We start from the raw sequence: 14719 nt of genomic DNA on the forward strand, positions 1-14719 counted from the left end.
GGAGTGCGATTGCGGGGAGTGCGATTCCGGGTGTGATCTACTGAGCGGCAGTGAGTGCTTTGTCGCTGATGTCTTTGCGGCACCAGGCACCCTGCCAGCGGATCTGGGCGACGGCTTTGTACGCCTGCAGTTTCGCGGCGCTGATCGTGTCGCCCATCGCCGTGACGCCGAGCACTCGCCCGCCGGTATTAACAACCTTGCCATCAGCAACTCCCGTGCCCGCATGGAACACCTTCACATCGGTCATCGCGTCAGCTGCATCGATTCCGGTAATCGTGTGTCCCTTGTCGTAGGAAGCAGGATAACCCTCACTCGCCATCACCACACAGATCCCCGGACGCGGATCGAAAGTCAACTCATCGAGTTCGCCGAGACGCCCGTCGACGGTTGCTTCCATGACGTCAACGATGTCGGTCTGCAACCGCATCAACAGCGGTTGGCACTCCGGATCGCCGAACCGCACGTTGAACTCGAGCACTTTGGGGCCGGCGGGGGTTAGCATCAATCCGGCATAAAGGACACCTTTGAAGGGGCGACGCGCCCGTTTCATAGCGTGGACGACGGGCACGAGAATCCCCGATTCGACCTCTGCGAGTGTCTGTTCATCGAGCACCGCCGCGGGGCTGTAGGCACCCATGCCGCCGGTGTTCGGGCCACGGTCTCCGTCGTGGGCCGGTTTGTGGTCCTGGGCCGTCGGCAGGGTGAGAATGGTTTCGCCATCGGTGATCGCCAGCACGCTGACCTCGGGACCGGTCAGCCGTTCTTCAATGATCAGTTCTTTGCCTGCGGCGCCAAATTCTTTGCGGGCGGCGATGCGGTCGATCGCTTCGAGGGCTTCACTTCGCGTGGTGCAAACGACGACGCCTTTACCGGCCGCCAAGCCGTCGGCTTTGACAACCACGTTGACTGGATCGTTCGGTTCGCTGTAGCGATCCTTGATATACCGCATCGCGTCGTCAGCGGACCGGAAGGTACGGTAATCGGCGGTGGGGATATCGGCCGATCGCAGCAGGTTTTTGCAGAAGACCTTGCTACCCTCGAGTTCAGCGGCGGCCCGCGACGGACCAAATACCTTCAACCCAGCGGCTTGCATGTCATCGACCAAACCGGCGACCAAGGGGGCCTCCGGCCCGACGACGACGAGGCCGACATCGTTGGATTTGGCGAAGGCAATCAATGCCTCATGATCATCTTGGGCGATATCCACGTTGACAGCATCCGCTCCCGTGCCCGCATTGCCGGGCGCCACGAATACCTGGTCGACACGTGGGCTTTGGCGGATTTTCCACGCCAGAGCGTGCTCGCGACCGCCACTGCCGACGATGAGAACGTTGTAGGAGGTCATATATCAAGAGGTGGCCAAAGGAGCGAAACGGGTAAGCTGCGCTGATGGTAGAAAACCAGCGAGAAAATGAAAGACGTCGGAGGTCAAATTGCCCGTTTCCGTGCGAATTCTTTCATTCGCTAGTGGGGGCGGGCAGTGATTGCTCACACCCCGCAGCATTCCGGGCCATCGGTTTTGTGAGCCGAGCCGCGTAGGCGCCCGGGTGGGCGGCGCTACCCGGGGCCTTGCGGCCCTCGGCTCAATTTTGCGGTGCCAGTTTCGAATAAATCAACAGCTCGCTTCGTTGGCGGTCCATTTTACCCCGGTTGGGTCTGGAGCGGGAGACGCTCGAGTGGGCGCCTTCACACTGCCTGCGGCAGCACGGTCAGCGGGCCGGAATCGATCCAGGATGTTGGCTGTCCGGCTAGCTCACGAGCAGGTCATCGACCGCGTCGAGGACCCGGCTGGATTCGTCGAGCAGGGATTGTAGGAGCTGCCGCGACTGAGCGGGATCGGAAAGCTGACGCTCGTTGGCCTCGATTTCAATTTCGCAGACGACCGCTTGCAGTTGGTCGGCGCCGAGCAGGCTGCAGGCACCTTTGAGTGTGTGTGCATTTCGCCTGGCAGCGTCATGGTCGCCAGCCAGGATATCTTTCTGAAGTTCCGCTACCAGGCTTTGGCACTCCTCTTTGAAAACGGCTGCCAGCCGCAGCACGCCCGATACCCCGCCGGGGATTCGGGAGCGAGCCGAATCCAAGTCCAAGCATTCGGCGTGTTCATCGGCGATCGACAGGCGGCTCGACGGATTTTTCACGAACGGGGCCGCCGGGCTCTGTTGCGCGGCGGGTTCGGCTGGTCGGATATCCACAGCGCTGCTCCGCCTCGCGGCAGATTCTGCTTCACGGCGTTCATCCACATCTTCGTCGTCCGCTGCGACAGCGGGATGGGCGGGGTGGATGCAAGCGAGTATTTCCTGCAGTTTCCGGCGGCGGATCGGTTTGGTGAGGAAGTCATCCATGCCCGATTCTCGACAAAGCCGGGCGTCCTCCGCCATGGCCGCAGCCGTCACAGCAATAATCGGAATGTGGCGGTCACCGCCAAGTTCCTGTTGGCGAATCGCTCGCGTGGCCGCGGGCCCATCCATCACCGGCATGTGCATGTCCATCAACACCAGATCGAAGGGTTCACTTCGCCACTTCACAAATGCCTCGCGTCCGTCGCTCGCGATGAAACACTCATGGCCGAGGGAACGCAGCAATCCCGCGATCACGTGCTGGTTGGTGACGCCGTCTTCAGCGACGAGTACCCGCAGGGGCTGGGTCGGCACGGATTCGTCGATGACGAGGTCCTGTTCCTGGTCGGCATCGTATTGGTTGGCCGCGTCGGTGTCGGCGGTTGGCAATTCCAGGTCAAAGTAAAACGAGCTGCCCACGCCTACTTCGCTGTTCAATTGCAGGGTGCCGCCCATCAATTCGACGAGTTGCCGGGTGATGCTGAGCCCCAAGCCGGTGCCGCCGAAACGCCGAGTGGTGGATGCATCGGCTTGCGTGAACGGCGCCAAAACAGCAGCTTGCTGGGCGGGGGAGATGCCGATCCCGGTATCGATGATGCTGATCCGAAACGCAGAGGTGGAGCCAGCCAGGCTCGGGCCTGATTCATCGCCGGGTGCCTTCGGTTCCTGGCCAGGCACCTGCTGCACCTCCACGGTGACGCTGCCGCGATCGGTGAATTTGACCGCGTTGCCGATCAAATTCACGAGAATCTGCCGCAATCGCCCCGGGTCACCGATCAAGTGATTGGGTAACAAGGAATCGCTGGTGTAGTGGAGTTGCAGCCCCTTTTCGGTCGCTTGAAACCTCAGCGTTGAGATGGCGGCTTGGATTTCATAGCCGAGGGAAAAAACGATGGATTCCAGTTCGAGTTTGCGGGCCTCGATCTTCGAAAAATCGAGGATGTCATTGAGCAGTCGCAGTAGCGAATCGGAGGAGCGACGAATCGTGTCAACGTACTCGCGTTGATCTTCATCGAGTGGTGTTTGGGCCAGTAGATCTGCCATGCCCACCATCGCGTTCATGGGAGTGCGAATTTCATGGCTCATGTTGGCGAGGAATTCGCTCTTGGCTCGGTTAGCGGTATCGGCCATCCGCACGGCTTCTTGCAGAGCCGCTTCACTTCGTTTGAGGGCCGTGATGTCGCGTGAAATCCCACACGTGCCCATGATTTCGCCCGTGTCGCTTCGCAGCGGCATCTTGGTTGTCAGGCACCACGTATCGTCTTGATCGGGCCAAGTTTCTCGTTCCGCTCGGTCGACCAGGGCGTCTCCCGATTCAATGACTCGACGTTCATCCTCGAGTGCTTGCTGAGCGTGCTCGGGGGTGAAGACGTCGGCATCGGTCAGGCCTAGAATCGCTTCGACGTCGGTATGGCCAAATTTCTTTGCCATGGCGCTGCTGACGCGAATGTAACGACTCTCGAGATCCTTGAAGTAAATCGAGTCGGGGATCGTTTTGAGGAGCGTCTTCAAGAGTGATTGCTCGAAGCGGCTCTTCTCTTCGGCCTCGACGCGGGCGGTCACATCCCAAAACAAAACTTGCAGTCCGATCAACCGGCCGTGGGCATCGTAGATGGGACTTTTGACCCGCTCGATCCAGCCGAGGCTGCCATCGGCCAGGCGGGTGCGTTCGACCGCGAGGTTGGATCCCTTTCCCGCGAGTACGGCTTCGTCGTCGACCGAGTACTGCTGAGCAATTTCAGGCGGGAACAATTCCGCATCGACTTTGCCGATGACATCTTCCCAAGTCACGCCCCGCCATCTCAGGTAGGCATCGTTGGCGAAAACCCGCCGGCCATCGGGCGCCTTGATCAAGACACTCAGGGGCAAACTGTTTGCCAGGGCGCGATAGGTGGCTGAGCTTTGGAATTCACGATCCATGTGATCACTCGCTGCGTCGGATTCAGGCATTGCTCATCACACCATGGGGAACCGTTCAAACATGGCAACGCTTTACTAAGGTGACCTGGTTGCCCTTTTCATTGTAAACCAGCTCATCGACGAAGCTGGTCATCAGAATGAACCCTTGGCCGCGAGGGGCGTCTCCATCCTCGGAGAGGGACTTGGGATCAAAGAGGCCTTTCTTGGGAACTCTCGTCGTGTCGAAACCGTTGCCTTGGTCGGTCACGATGACTCGGACTTGGTCGGTTTGGGCGATCGCTTCGACCCGCACCGTGCGATCTCGGTAGGGAGCTTCGGTGAGCCGTTTTTCCATGGCAGGGCTGATCTCGCCAAATCTCGCCAAGTCATGGTGGCTGGGGCATTGCTCGGCGGGGAGTTGCAGGTTGCCGTGCACCATCGCGTTGGCGACGGCGTGTTCGACCGCCACGCCGAGCCGCACCATGTCCACGCTCGGCAGCAACTCCATGCCCGAGCTAACCTGCATCAGTAACCCCACCAAGGGTGAGATTAAAATCGGATCGTTGGGCAGTTCGAATACGAACAAATTCTTCCGCAGCGTCGAAATCAATCTCGCGTAGCTTGCATCGGTGCGGATCACACCGAGCACATCGACGATCGTATTGTTGAGCATTTCGTCAATGCGGTTCTTGGGCACATAGCCCGCGGCACCGAGCTGCAGTGCTTCGGCGGCGAGTTCCTCGCTGCCATGGCCGGTCACGAGAATCGTGGGAATGTGCGAGAAGTCCTCCCGCATCTGCTCCACGAGTTGCAGTCCGTTGAGTTCGGGCATTTCGAGATCGGTCACGACGATGTCGAACGATTGGGCGTGCATCTCGCTCAGTGCCAGGTGCCCATTGAGGGCGTGAGCGACGTCATGGTCCGCCGCTTCCAAGAGTATCCGTATCTGTGCCGCCTGGGTGGGACTGTCTTCGACGAGTAGGATCCTAGCCATGGTTGTCCGTCCTTTCGTGATGAACTATTCGCGGGCAGCAGCGTCGAACGGATCCGAAAAATGGGTGCCCCCTTTTCGGAAAGGTTCTCACACCAAACAATAACCCGTTGCGGTGAGTAAAACCAGTAGTCCCTCCCTTTTGACCCAGCCTCTCCAACGTGACCATCTACTACGCCAACGGATCACCGACCACATCGTTGGATACCGAGGATCTACGCGAGGCACTGCAGAGCACCTTCGCTGCCATCTCGCGGCCGGAGAAAGTGCTGCTGCTGCCGCCGGATCAAACCCGGTTGTTCAGCCGGGCGGGCGAGCTGACGGTGCTCTCGCATGAGCTGCTCGGTGACCGGGTGACCGATATCATGCCGGCCCTTGGGACGCACTCGGCGATGACACCGGCCCAGCTGGATCATATGTTCCCCGGCATCCCCCACGATCTGTTTCGACCTCACCGTTGGCGTGATGACGTCGTGCAGCTCGGTGAGGTCCCTGCCGAATTTGTCTCCCGGGTCACGGGCGGGATTTATCGCGACGCGTGGCCCGCCCAAGTCAACCGTCTGCTCCGCGATGGTGGTCACGATCTCATCTTTTCGATCGGTCAAGTCGTCCCGCATGAAGTGATCGGGATGGCCAATTACAACAAGAACGTTTTTGTGGGTACCGGCGGCGTAGCTGGGATCAATGAAAGCCATTATCTCAGCGCGATGGTGGGTATCGATGCAACGCTTGGGATCGCCGATACGCCGCTCCGCCAGATCCTCAACTATGCCCAGGATCACTTCTGCCAAGACGTGCCGTTGCTCTACGCGTTGACCGTGATCGAGCAGCTCAAGGATGGCACGAAGCTGACCCGTGGTCTGTACATCGGTGATGATCACGACACGTTCTTTGCCGCCGCTGAATTGGCGCGGCAAGTCAATATCACCCATCTGCCACGGGCCCCCCAGCACGTTGTGGCCTATCTCGATCCACGTGAATTCAAGAGCACGTGGCTGGGCAACAAAGCGATCTACCGGACTCGCAAAGCGGTTGCCACGGGTGGGCGTTTGACTGTGCTCGGGCCCGCCGTGGAGGAGTTTGGCGAAGACAAACGCATCGATCAATTGATCCGCAAGTACGGCTACCGGACCAAGTCCGAAGTGATGCAGTTAGTTGCCGATAACGAGGATCTCGCCGCCGACCCATCCGCAGCGGCGCACTTGGTGCATGGTTCGCCTGAGAATCGTTTTGAAGTTGTTTACGCAGCGGGCAAGCTCACCGACGAAGAGATTCGTTCGGTCGGTTTCATCCCAGGTGACCTCGACGCTCTCTTGCAGCGATACGATATCAACCAGCTCCAAGACGGATTTCATACGGATATCGACGGGACGGAATTCTACTATGTGCAGAACCCTGCCTTGGGATTGTGGGAAGCACCGCTAGGATAGGAGGCCGATCGGTTAATCATCCATGGACATCGCTATTCAATGACATCAGATTCTTCCCCGTCAGAGACAACCTCGGCTGCGTCATCTCAGGGTTCAAGCTCCCTGCCGAAGCACGTCGCGATCATCATGGACGGCAACGGGCGCTGGGCTCAAAACCGAGGTCTGCCACGAATCGAAGGGCATCGGCGCGGTGTCGACACTGTTCGCAGTACCACGGAACTGGCCGCCCAGCTCCAACTCGAGGCGCTCACCCTCTATTGTTTTTCCAGTGAGAACTGGAAACGCCCTCAAATCGAACTCGATTTTCTGATGCAGCTGTTGCGTCAGTATTTGATCGAGGAGCGGGCCACGCTGATGGATAACAATCTGCGACTGCGGTTCATCGGTCGTGTCGATCGGCTCGATGCGGGGGTGCTCGAAGAGGTCGAGCGGACTCAGGCTCTTTGTCGTGACAACACTGGGACGGAACTGGTTTTGGCCGTGGATTACGGTGGCCGCGATGAACTCGCCCGCGCCGCTCGCGCCCTCGCCACAGAGGTTCTCGCCGGTGAACTCTCCGCGGAGTCCATTGATGAGCAGGCGATCGCCGACCGCTTGGATACCGATGGGCTGGCCGAGGTGGATTTGATGATCCGCACCGGGGGCGACATGCGAATTAGCAACTTCTTGCTATGGCAACTCAGTTACGCTGAGCTCTGGTTCACCTCCAAGTGCTGGCCCGAGTTCGACGAATCCGATTTCCGCCAAGCTCTTGCTGATTTCGGCGACCGTACCCGCCGCTTTGGCGGACTGGAAGAGTAAGGAACGCGGGAGCAAAAAGTCTTCTCCGGTGGTGTTCGCTCCGCTCAAACCACCGGCTGTTTTCTTAAACGCCTCCGGCGTAGGAAAACTTGCGAGGCTCCACAGTTCGTCGCCTCGGCCACCACAGAAGAGCTTTCGCTAATTCGCCACTTATTGATTACGCGTTGCCAAGCGATCCCCGGGTAGCACCGACGTCTCTTACTCTCCGCCAGCCGGCCCATCCTGCTTGCGCAGTGAAGCTCGAACCAACTCTTTGTCGTTGCGGGCATAGATGTAACCGTCGGCAACGGCCGGATGAGACCAAGTGACACCATTTCGCCGCGGCAATTGACGGCGGGTGGGAGAGAGCAGTTGGGTGCGAGAATGCTCGTCGAAACCCTGGGGTGAGAGTGTGGCGAAGATCAATTCACCCTGATCATTGAGCATGATCTCATCGTCGCCGTGCTGCATGATATGGATCGTTCCCCAGCGATTTCGTGGCACTGCCGTGAGGTCTTCCCAAACCCGGTCGCCGTTGCTCATCTTCAAACAACGCAGTTCACCGTAGCTGTCGACACCGTAGATATGCTCGCCTTTCATGATCGGCGTGCTGATAATCGACTGTAACGCGTCGGTGTTCCTTTCATCGACACCGACGCGGTGCCACTGTTGGGTCGCGTCGGGTTTCGAGGGATCGAGTTCAATCAACATCGATCCGTCGTAGAAGGAGGTTACGAACAGGTGCTCGCCATCGGTCACCGGTGTGGGGACACCGATCGGCATGTTTCGCGAAGGCATCGCCACTCGCCAGAAGACCTCGCCCGTCTGTGGGTCCAGTCCTGACACGCTCGCCCCGGTCCAGCACACGACGACATCTTGGTCGCCCTGGTGGATCAAAATCGGGGCGCTGTAGCCTGCGGGTTCGTCGAGCGAACGCCAGCGTTCTTTGCCCGTCTCCAGGTCAAAAGCGAGGACGCAGGCACCGTCGGAACCGGCGGCAATTTGGATCACGAGGTCGTCGACGACCAAGGGGGCCCCGGCGATGCCCCAGATCGGCAGCCGGGCCTCGTATTCCGTTTCGATATCGTGTGCCCAGAGCACTTCTCCGGTGGCTGCATCGAAGCAGTGCAGGTGCCCCATTGCGCCGACCGAAAGGGCACGGCCTTGGTGGATCGTGACCGCCGCCCGAGGGCCCGCGGTGTACTGGATCGTGTAGGGTGCGTTGTACTGATGCGTCCACACCGTCTTGCCCGTTTCAGTGTCCAGGCACAGCACCCGTTCACGGCTGTCACGCTCGTTCTCGGATTGCCGGTCCATCACGTAGACTCGATTACCGACAACCGTCGGCGCGGAGTAACCGGCGCCGATGGGCACGCTCCACAGCAGCGGTAATTGTCCTTGAGGAAGTGACTCCATCAGAGGTACGTCCATGGCGATCGCACCGTCGCGATTTTCCCCTCGCCACTGTGGCCAATCCTCCGCTTGAGACGTGGAGAGGCCGAGTCCGAGCAGAGCGACACCGGCGAGGATCGCCAGGTGTCGCGGGCGAAGTGGGGGCGTCATGCAAGAGCCTATGCGAAACGTGGTCGAGCGGGCGTCTAGAGGTCTGAAGCGTCCAGTTCGGGAGCTTCGGCGGCAGCGACCACGGTGTCCAGGTCGTCAGCTTGTTCGACGTCATTGTCGAGGTTCAAGAAGATCTTGTTCTGCACGATCTCCTGCAACACGATCGACATCTTGTCGTGGGTATCGATATTCACCAACGCTCGCGAGCCTTGGTTGAGCTGAACCAATCGCTTTTGGATCAAAGTCGATAGTTTGAATCGACCGCCGACCTTGTTGACGATTTCTTCTTCTTTTAGTTCTTCGAGCATGGCGTCGATTCCTTGTGAGTTTGCAAGAGTTGGCAGATTTCGTCGACAGTGTGGTCGACGGTCTCGTTGATGACTTCGTGAAGGTAGACGTGGCGAAATTCCATCTCGCCCGCAGCGGTGTCGAGGCGTGACCGGATCGCATCCTCGGACTCGGTGCCCCGGGTTCGGAGTCGCCGTTCGAGTTCGCGCATGCTGCCGGGGTGGATGAAAACGGAGACCGGAGCGTAGCGAGAATCCGCCATCACGCTCATCGCGCCCTGCACGTCGATCTCTAAAATTACCCACTTTCCCGCATTCAGACCAGTGGCAACTTGATCAGCGAGCGTTCCATACCAGTGTCCCTGGTTGAAAACCTGTTTGCATTCGAGAAATTCACCAGCATCTCGGCGGCGATGGAACTCGGTCTCGCTAATGAAAAAGTAGTCTTTTCCATTGACTTCGCCGTCGCGTGGTCTGCGGGTCGTCGCTGAAATCGATGTCGCCAAGGGCAGGGTGCAGACCTCGCGCAACCGCTGGGTCACCGTGGATTTGCCCGCGCCGCTGGGACCGGAAATGATCACGAGCTGACCTGGATGAGCCGTTTCGAGGCGCGATGATTCTCCATGCGACATGTCGCAGTGATCCAGTGCTTCGGGAGGGAATTGAACGGGCATGCTAGCGTTTACTCCAAATTCTGGACGAGTTCGCGCATCCGCTCAATCGCACATTTGATTTCGACAATATGTTCTGCTACTTCGGCGTTGCCCGCTTTACTGCCAATGGTGTTGGTCTCGCGGAACAACTCTTGAATGATGAAGTCGAGCTTTCGCCCGACGGCTTCGGTTCCGGGTTGGCTCGCTTGGTCGCGATCACCTGCGGCACCATGCGTGCCTGTTAAGACGCCGCGGAACAACTCCAGGTGACTGGCCAGCCGCGTGAGTTCTTCGCTGATGTCACTGCGGTCGGCAAAGACCTGGACTTCGCGGATCAGGTCGACCGGTTCAGTAGGCTGTTGCTGTTCTGCCAGCGCCTTCTTTATTTTCTCAGTCAGCCGTTCACGGTACCGCTGGATGACGGCCGGTGCGAGCCCCTCAATGGAATCGGTATGCGATCGGATGGTTTTTAGGTCGGATTCGAGGGCGACAGCCATCGCGACGGCTTCGTGGTGCCGCATGTGATTGAATCGCTGTACTGCCAGGCCCACTCCCTCGGCGACCAGCAGTCGCCGCTGTTGGCCCCGTTCGTCCTCCGCATCGGTCTGGTCTTCGACAGTCAAGACTCCGGGCAGAGTGAGCAAGGTGCTCAGGTCGATCTGGGTGGCAGCGTCGATCTCTTTCGTCGCCGCCACCAATTGACTGGCGTAAGCGTTGACGACAGCCTGGTTGATCCGCGGTACGTCCTGGCCTGGTGGCGGCTTGAGCGTGGCGTGGACGGTTACGGTTCCCCGTTCGATTTTCCCTCGCAGCCCAGTGGTGATGTCGCCCTCGTGGGCCGAGAGCGCATCGTTGGTACGCAGGTTGATCTTCAGCCCGCGGTGATTGACCGAACGAAGTTCGACGACGAGCGTTCCCGCTTCACTGCTGACCTCGCTTCGCCCCTGCCCAGTCATGCTTCTCAAGTGCGGGTAGGAATGATCGGGCATTGAGAGCAAGGAGAAGAGTGAGAGGGGATAGAAAGGATGAAAACGAGCAGATCAGTCCGCCGAGGTTGTTTCCGGCGTCTCTGATTCTGCATCGTCGGGGGTGGCTTCCACTCCGGTCGTCGCGTCGGCCCGCGAGGTGGCCTCGCCCAGTTCCGCGTCTTGGCTGGCGTCGACAGCGGTTTCCATTTCAACGGGCGTCTCATCCTCAACGGGCTCGTCGGCGGGGCTCAGGTCTCCGTTTCCGAGTTCGCTCTCGAGGTTCTCGTTGGTGGGGATGACCAAGTCGTTCGATGCATCGTCGGCTTGGTCGTCGCCCGGTCCCGCGATCACATTGGACTCATTCGCAGCGGTTTGGTCGGTTCCCAGGTGCGGTCCTAGTTTCCACATGGCGAAGGCACAAACGAAAATCCAGATACCCGCCAGAGAAACGGTCAGGACGGTGAACGTGTCGCCCGCTTTGCTACCGAAGGCACTCTGTCCGCCCGCTCCGCCGAGTGCCCCGGCAAGCCCTCCGCCGCGGCCACGCTGCAGCAAGATCAGCAGGATCAAGAAGAGCGAGAGGAATGCCATCAGCATTCCCAGCACCATGCTGACGAAGTCAGCCAGGGGAAGGAAGGGAGTCAAATCGATGGAATGGAGCATGTTTCGTCCTGAAAGAAAGCTTCTCGCTATTAGCTGCTAGCTTCTAGCTGTCATTTTGGAGAGGGAGTGAGGCGGGCCGCCAACGGCTTAGCACTGGATGATGCCGACGAAGTCATCGACCTTGAGGCTGGCGCCACCGACGAGCGCGCCATCGATATTGGGTTGAGCGAGCAGTTCGGCGGCATTGCCAGGTTTTACGCTGCCACCGTACTGAATTCGGACTTGAGCCGCCACGTCGGGCGTGAACATTTTGCCCAGCAGTTCGCGGATGAAAGCGTGCACGGCTTCGGCCTGTTCCTTGGTGGCGACCTTGCCTGTTCCAATAGCCCAGACCGGTTCATAAGCGATCACGATCCCGGCAGCCCGGGCTTCGTCGAGGCCCTCGAGAGAGCCGCGGATCTGGGATTCCACCACCGCTTCAGTCTCATCGGCTTCGCGTTGTTCGAGGGTCTCGCCTACACAAACGATCGGGACCAAGTTTCCTGCCAAAGCGGCATGAAGCTTTTTGCTGACGTCGGCATCGGCTTCGCCCATCAGTTGACGCCGTTCGCTGTGGCCGAGAATGACATAGCGGCAACCGACATCGGTCAGCATGTCCGCGTTCAGTTCACCGGTGAAGGCGCCGTCGTCGGCAGGGAACAGATTCTGGGCACCAACCTCGACGGGCGTGCCCGCAGTCACGTCCGTCACCGCTCCGATGTAGGCCGCGGGCGGACAGAGGACGACTTCCACGTCAGAGGTCTTGCCGACGGCGTCGACGATCCCCTTGGCGAGCGACCGGGCTGAGGCCGATCGCATGTTCATTTTCCAGTTTCCAGCGATGATAGTACGTCGAGTCACGCGAGAGCCTCGGTAGGTGGTGGAGGGTTGTTTTAAGAAGGATTTTTGGGGGTGCTCGCGGAATCCGCAAGCGGTGAGATGGTTTTGCCGAGCAGATCGGCCATCAATCGCATCTGCTGCGATATTTGTTCGTATTGTTCAGGCAGCAATGCCTGAGGCCCGTCGCTCTTGGCCTCTTCGGGGCAATCATGCACCTCGATGTGAACCCCGTCGGCGCCGGCGGCGAGTCCAGCGAGAGCACAGGGTGGGATCAAGTCAGGCCGCCCGGTGGCATGCGAAGGATCGACGATGATCGGCAGGTGAGTCAACCCTTGCACAGCGGGCACTGCGGCGACATCGAATAGATTTCGCGTCGCTGGGTCGAAGCTTTTGACCCCCCGCTCGCACAACACCACGTCAGGATTGCCTTCGGAGAGCACGTATTCGGCGCTCATCAGTAGGTCGGCGATCGTGGCGCTCATGCCGCGTTTGAGCAGCACGGGGCGCGATGTTTTACCGACCTCGCTCAGGAGCACGAAGTTCTGCATATTGCGGGCGCCGACCTGCAGCATGTCCGCATACTGAGCGACCAACTCGACGTTGCGGGGATCGGTGACCTCCGTTACCACGGGAACGCCAAAACGATCGCCGACTTCACGCAGGAGTTCCAGTCCCTTTTCGCCCATGCCTTGAAACGCATAGGGGCTGGTGCGAGGTTTGTACGCCCCGCCGCGAAACAGGTTTGCTCCCGATTGGCAGACGCTTTCGGCGATCCGCATCATCCGGTCACGGTCCTCGACGCTACAGGGGCCCGCAATCATGCCCAGCTGACCGCCGCCAATCTTGACGCCTGAGACATCGATCACGCTCGATTCGGGATGGGCTTCGCGGGACGCCAACTTGTACGGCGGCAGCACCGGGATGACCTGCGACACTCCGGCGAGCGAACTGAGCGTTTCTTGGCTGACTTGAGATTCGTCGCCAATCAATCCAATGATTGTCCGAAACGTGCCACGGCTGAGGTGAGTTTGCAGCCCCCAGCCTTCGAGTCGCGCGATAACTCGCTCGATTTGCTCGTCAGAGGCACCGTTTTTGAGGATCAAAATCACAAGAAAAGCCTGCTCGGCTGCTTAAATAAGGGAAACCCTTCCAGAATCGGAGGCGACACGATAGCAGGCAGGGGGGAAATCGTCGAGAGGAGTCGGGAATCACCCGAGGGGCGAAACCCACTCTCCAGCCTGCACGAAACGCGAACCCTCGGCGTTCGTCCGCAGCGCGAGCGTTTTCGATGCGGCGTAGCACCGATTCAGTGAGCCCAGACGCGGACGAGAACGTCGATTTTCGCTGCCCGATCGTCAAGCAGCTTTTGATTCTCCAGTCGGCAGGTCGTTCGGCGTTTCCTCTCTTCCCAGTCGAAGGATTTTGGCTGTTTACACCATTCAGTCTGGTCGGCCAGGCGATCGGCGCCGCGCAAGCCAGGGGTAGAAAAATCCGCCAGCCTCCCACTTGCGGTGTCGGGTGCAGGTGCATAGCATCTGCATATGCATCACAAACATAAAAGGCATCGCAATTCGAACGCGCGCCCCAGTCAGTGCACTTCGCCGGGCAGGAGCGGTTTTACGGTTGTGGAGTTACTGGTGGTGATCACGGTGATCGGAGTTCTGATTGGTCTTCTACTGCCTGCGGTCCAAAAAGCTCGCGAGGCGGCCGATCGTGTCACCGATGCAAATAATCTCCGTCAGATCGGTATTGCTACGCATGCCTTTTGCGATACCCATCGTGGGTACTTTCCAAAGTCGACGCATGACACGCATTTTGAAGGGGCTTGGATCCACACGCTCTCGCCGTACTTCGAGGACGTCGACAGTATTCGGCTCTGCCCGGTCGATCCTCAGATCGACAAACGCCGCGAGAATCAAGGGACCAGCTACATCTTTAACGAGTACCTGTGCGTTCCAGGCCCTGATCAAGCGCTGTCTATCAATCACCTGCAGTCGACGCACCGCACGATCATGGTCTTCACGATTTCAGACTCGCGTGGCACGGCGGTCACGGAAGACCATACCCATTCGCGAAACTGGATTCGCTATCCCCAGTCCGGCAATTGGTCTCGCGTACTGGCTGACGTGAAAGCGGATCGTTTTCAAGGCGTGGGCGATCCGCTGGAGCCCCCCCCTGCCGCCGACCGCAATTCCGGCTTTGCTCATTACCTTTTCGCTGACGGGCATGTGGAGTTGATCCCCTGTCAGATTGTTAAAGGCTGGGCTGAAGCGGATATCAACTTTGCACTTCCCAATCTATGTCCCGTCGTCGAGTAGTTCTTTCGAAAG

13 protein-coding genes are annotated in these 14719 nt (G+C 59.2%); 3 read left to right on the forward strand and 10 right to left on the reverse strand.

Annotated features, from left to right (window positions below; genetic code table 11):
* Positions 1–37: 37 nt before the first annotated feature.
* The 3 genes from purD to CA85_RS21395 all read right to left on the reverse strand — a co-directional run bounded on the left by purD (position 38) and on the right by CA85_RS21395 (position 5229).
* The gene (gene purD, locus CA85_RS21385) at positions 38–1345 is read right to left on the reverse strand and encodes a phosphoribosylamine--glycine ligase (protein ID WP_146393401.1); all 1308 of its coding nucleotides are present in this window, start codon (positions 1343–1345) and stop codon (positions 38–40) included.
* 403 nt (positions 1346–1748) lie between these two features.
* A complete protein-coding gene (locus CA85_RS21390; protein ID WP_146393402.1) occupies positions 1749–4286 on the reverse strand; it encodes a PAS domain-containing protein in 2538 nt (845 codons plus the stop codon).
* A gap of 25 nt (positions 4287–4311) precedes the next feature.
* Positions 4312–5229, reverse strand: coding sequence for an ATP-binding response regulator (locus CA85_RS21395; protein ID WP_146393403.1), 918 nt, complete (start codon positions 5227–5229; stop codon positions 4312–4314).
* Between the two features lie 158 nt (positions 5230–5387).
* Between CA85_RS21395 and CA85_RS21400 the strand changes: the two genes are divergently transcribed.
* Both CA85_RS21400 and uppS read left to right on the forward strand, forming a co-directional pair.
* On the forward strand, positions 5388–6656 hold the full coding sequence (locus CA85_RS21400) for a lactate racemase domain-containing protein (protein ID WP_146393404.1): 1269 nt from the start codon (positions 5388–5390) through the stop codon (positions 6654–6656).
* A gap of 39 nt (positions 6657–6695) precedes the next feature.
* Positions 6696–7457 carry a polyprenyl diphosphate synthase gene (gene uppS / locus CA85_RS21405; protein WP_146393405.1) on the forward strand — a complete coding sequence of 254 codons (762 nt, stop codon included), beginning with the start codon at positions 6696–6698 and terminating at the stop codon, positions 7455–7457.
* Between the two features lie 198 nt (positions 7458–7655).
* On the opposite strand, the gene CA85_RS21410 is transcribed toward uppS, so the two are convergent.
* The 7 genes from CA85_RS21410 to aroF all read right to left on the reverse strand — a co-directional run bounded on the left by CA85_RS21410 (position 7656) and on the right by aroF (position 13498).
* Positions 7656–8999, reverse strand: coding sequence for an outer membrane protein assembly factor BamB family protein (locus tag CA85_RS21410; RefSeq protein WP_146393406.1), 1344 nt, complete (start codon positions 8997–8999; stop codon positions 7656–7658).
* A gap of 35 nt (positions 9000–9034) precedes the next feature.
* Positions 9035–9307: a DNA-directed RNA polymerase subunit omega gene (locus CA85_RS21415; RefSeq protein WP_146393407.1), complete on the reverse strand. Its 273-nt coding sequence runs from the start codon at positions 9305–9307 to the stop codon at positions 9035–9037.
* Entirely contained in the window at positions 9292–9918 is a 627-nt protein-coding gene (gene gmk, locus CA85_RS21420; protein ID WP_146393419.1) for a guanylate kinase, read from the reverse strand. The genes CA85_RS21415 and gmk overlap by 16 nt, the downstream gene beginning before the upstream one ends.
* 50 nt (positions 9919–9968) lie before the next feature.
* A complete protein-coding gene (locus CA85_RS21425; protein ID WP_246113050.1) occupies positions 9969–10928 on the reverse strand; it encodes a YicC/YloC family endoribonuclease in 960 nt (319 codons plus the stop codon).
* Between the two features lie 51 nt (positions 10929–10979).
* A complete protein-coding gene (secG, locus tag CA85_RS21430; RefSeq protein WP_146393408.1) occupies positions 10980–11570 on the reverse strand; it encodes a preprotein translocase subunit SecG in 591 nt (196 codons plus the stop codon).
* An 87-nt stretch (positions 11571–11657) separates the two neighbouring features.
* Positions 11658–12410, reverse strand: a complete 753-nt coding sequence (tpiA, locus tag CA85_RS21435; RefSeq protein WP_146393409.1) for a triose-phosphate isomerase — start codon at positions 12408–12410, stop codon at positions 11658–11660.
* 32 nt (positions 12411–12442) lie between these two features.
* Positions 12443–13498: a 3-deoxy-7-phosphoheptulonate synthase gene (gene aroF, locus CA85_RS21440; RefSeq protein WP_146393410.1), complete on the reverse strand. Its 1056-nt coding sequence runs from the start codon at positions 13496–13498 to the stop codon at positions 12443–12445.
* 516 nt (positions 13499–14014) lie between these two features.
* Here aroF and CA85_RS26210 point away from each other — a divergent pair.
* Positions 14015–14707: a type II secretion system protein gene (locus CA85_RS26210; protein ID WP_391564928.1), complete on the forward strand. Its 693-nt coding sequence runs from the start codon at positions 14015–14017 to the stop codon at positions 14705–14707.
* Positions 14708–14719: the final 12 nt, after the last annotated feature.

The organism is Allorhodopirellula solitaria, from assembly GCF_007859855.1.
Classification (GTDB): domain Bacteria; phylum Planctomycetota; class Planctomycetia; order Pirellulales; family Pirellulaceae; genus Rhodopirellula; species Rhodopirellula solitaria.